We start from the raw sequence: 2,670 nt of genomic DNA, 5'->3' as shown, positions 1-2,670 counted from the left end.
AAATGGCGACCCTGACGGGACTCGAACCCGCGACCTCCGCCGTGACAGGGCGGCGCGCTAACCAACTGCGCCACAGGGCCTTGCTGTACTGCTCGCTCCGGCGTTACCGGCGCCGCGCGTACCCCCAACGGGATTCGAACCCGTGCTACCGCCGTGAAAGGGCGGCGTCCTAGGCCACTAGACGATGGGGGCCAGAACCGAATCTCTTCGGGGGTACTCACAACGTGGTTCGTTGGAGCCACGTCAGCTTAGGTCACGGGGGCCCGAATCCTCAAACGGGCACACAGTATCCTTGTGCCTCGCCGCCCCTATAGCTCAGTTGGTAGAGCTACGGACTTTTAATCCGCAGGTCGTAGGTTCGAGTCCTACTGGGGGCACCAGATCATGGTTGGGCATGCCGATCGGTTTACTAACGCCCACTACGTGCCCAGCAGCGAGGACAAGACACTGCGGAAGTTCCGCCGGGAGCGCGCCGTCGGCTGCCTGCTCAATCCCGCCGTCCAGGTCCTGAGCAAAATCGGTGTCCGCATCGCGCTGGCCACCGAACTCGAGACCGTCAGCCGCGAGAGCGGTCAGCTGCGCCGGGTTCCCGTCTCCGCTCAGTTCGACCAGGGCGGGGTATGGATCATCTCCCGGCCGGGGACCCGCTCGGGCTGGGGCCGTAACATCGTCGACAATCCAAATGTTCGCCTGCGACAAGGCAGTACGTGGCATTCCGGAGTAGCGACATTCAAACCCGACGATGACGTCGTGGCGCGCGGCCGCAAGTTCGGCCGAGTGGGCGCCAAGGTCGTCAAGGCGTTGGAGACGACGCCGGTGTCGGTGCGGATCGACTTCCGCGACCGAGCCGCGATCAGCCTCGCACCGCGTTGAGATACGTGGTGTCGCCGAAGGCCTGGGCCAGTTCGTCGGTGGCGTATTCGAAGCCGTTGGCCGCGTGCATATCGGCGACCCGGCGGTGCGACACGTCCCAGCCGCGCTTGGTCAGGTCTTCGATGATGTGGCTGCGCTCGTAGTGGTACATCAGGTCGTTGAAGTCGATCTCGAAGCCCAGCTTGGTCATCCGGTCATGATGCTCACGCCACCGCGGGTCGTTGAAAATTGTTGTGTCTGGCAGGAACTCGGACGCCACCTGGCTCGCGGGTGCGCTCAGCGCGGTGATGTTGCCGAATAGCGCATCCTGAGCCTCCGGCGGCAGGTAGAAGACGAGACCTTCGGCACTCCAAGCCGACGGGGCCTGCGCATCAAAACCGGCAGCCTTCAGCGCTGCGGGCCAGTCGTCGCGCAAATCCACCGCGACGGTTCGGCGCTCGACTGTCGGCTCGGCACCGAGGTCCCGAAGCGTCGAGGTCTTGAAATCGATCACCTCCGGCAAATCGACCTCGTAGAGCACGGTCCCCTGCGGCCACGGCAACCGGTACGCGCGGGCGTCCAGGCCGGCGGCGAGGATCACCGCCTGCCGGATGCCGCCACGAGTCGCGTCGACAAAGAACCGGTCGTAGAACCGCGTCCGGACCGCCATTCCCCGGGCCATCCGGGCCGGGTCGAAGTCGACGCCGTCGGTGACCGGAATCTCGCCGTTGACCAACCGGGTGTAGACGTCGATGCCGACCGCGCGCACCAGTGGTGCGGCGAATGGGTCGTCGATCAGGCCGGCGTCGGATGACAGCGCCCGCTGAGCGGCGACCATCGTCGCCGTCGCGCCAACGCTCGTCGCCAGATCCCAACTGTCGCTCTCGCTGCGTACAGACACCGTGGCTCCCCTCTCGTAGTACGAATTAATATAGGTCAGCTAGTTATTTGCTCGGCACCCGGATGGAGGACCCGCGATGGATTTCGCGCAACGAACCATCGATCTGGCCCGGCAGAACGTCACCCAAGGCGGCCGGCCGTTCGCGACGGTGATCGTCAAGGACGGCGAAATTCTGGCCGAGAGGGTCAATATGGTTGCCCAGAGCCATGATCCGACCGCTCACGCAGAGATCCTCGCCATCCGCGAGGCATGCGTGAAGCTGGGCACCGAACATCTGACCGGCGCCACCATCTACGTGCTGGCCCACCCGTGTCCGATGTGCCTGGGTTCGCTGTACTACTGCTCACCCGACGAGGTCGTCTTCCTGACGCAACGCGACCAGTACGAGTGCTACTACGTCGACGACCGCAAGTACTTCGAGCTGGCCACGTTCTACGACGAGTTCGACAAGGACTGGCAGGACCGACGACTGCCGATGCGCTACGAACCCCGAGATGACGCGATCGAGGTCTACCGCGAATGGCGCGAACGCAACGCCGATAGAAGGCCTTAGACGTTGGGGCAGTAGTGCTTTGGATCGCCGCGCTCGTCGAGCGGTGGCAGGTTGCGGGCCGGCGTCTGCACCAGCGGAGTGTCGGCCGGGATCCGGCCGATGGCCCGGTCGAATCCGGCGCGGGCCCGCGGGTGTTTGCGGTATCGCGGCGGCACAACGGAAAAAGCGAGGCGCACCAGGTCACCGAAACGGCGGTGCAACCATTCGTCGCGGCGTGACCAGGTGTAGCCCATCAATTTTCGCACCGGCGGGTCGTAGAGGCAGACCGTGACCCACACGAAGAACGGCGACAGCAGCTTGCGCTGCAGAGCCCACAGCGGATTCGGAATCCACTGCGCAAAAGGTGGTTTCGGCAACTCCGTCA

The 2,670-nt window shown here is 64.6% G+C and carries 4 protein-coding genes and 3 tRNA genes; 3 read left to right on the top strand and 4 right to left on the bottom strand.

The window, feature by feature from the left end; genetic code table 11:
- Positions 1-3: 3 nt before the first annotated feature.
- Both AC2VOG_RS03490 and AC2VOG_RS03485 read right to left on the bottom strand, forming a co-directional pair.
- Positions 4-80, bottom strand: a tRNA-Asp gene (locus AC2VOG_RS03490).
- A gap of 39 nt (positions 81-119) precedes the next feature.
- Positions 120-192 (bottom strand) — tRNA-Glu (locus AC2VOG_RS03485).
- A 112-nt stretch (positions 193-304) separates the two neighbouring features.
- Between AC2VOG_RS03485 and AC2VOG_RS03480 the strand changes: the two genes are divergently transcribed.
- Both AC2VOG_RS03480 and AC2VOG_RS03475 read left to right on the top strand, forming a co-directional pair.
- Positions 305-380, top strand: a tRNA-Lys gene (locus tag AC2VOG_RS03480).
- Between the two features lie 43 nt (positions 381-423).
- Complete coding sequence (locus tag AC2VOG_RS03475; RefSeq protein ID WP_486938521.1) at positions 424-873, top strand: nitroreductase/quinone reductase family protein; 450 nt, start codon at positions 424-426, stop codon at positions 871-873.
- Here AC2VOG_RS03475 and AC2VOG_RS03470 read toward each other — a convergent pair.
- Positions 854-1,690 (bottom strand): class I SAM-dependent methyltransferase, encoded by an 837-nt coding sequence (locus AC2VOG_RS03470; RefSeq protein ID WP_486938522.1) that lies wholly within the window; start codon positions 1,688-1,690, stop codon positions 854-856. The genes AC2VOG_RS03475 and AC2VOG_RS03470 overlap by 20 nt on opposite strands.
- A 139-nt stretch (positions 1,691-1,829) precedes the next feature.
- Here AC2VOG_RS03470 and AC2VOG_RS03465 point away from each other — a divergent pair, with 139 nt between their 5' ends.
- A complete protein-coding gene (locus tag AC2VOG_RS03465; protein WP_486938520.1) occupies positions 1,830-2,306 on the top strand; it encodes a nucleoside deaminase in 477 nt (158 codons plus the stop codon).
- On the opposite strand, the gene AC2VOG_RS03460 is transcribed toward AC2VOG_RS03465, so the two are convergent.
- The coding region (locus AC2VOG_RS03460) for an oxygenase MpaB family protein (RefSeq protein WP_486938519.1) at positions 2,303-2,670 on the bottom strand (368 nt) is incomplete at its 5' end. The two genes, AC2VOG_RS03465 and AC2VOG_RS03460, sit on opposite strands and share 4 nt — an antisense overlap.

The sequence above is a fragment of the Mycobacterium sp. TH-M11 genome (genome assembly GCF_057473725.1).
Note: the sequence above shows the minus strand (reverse complement) of the source record. Positions and strands in the feature narration are given on the sequence as shown.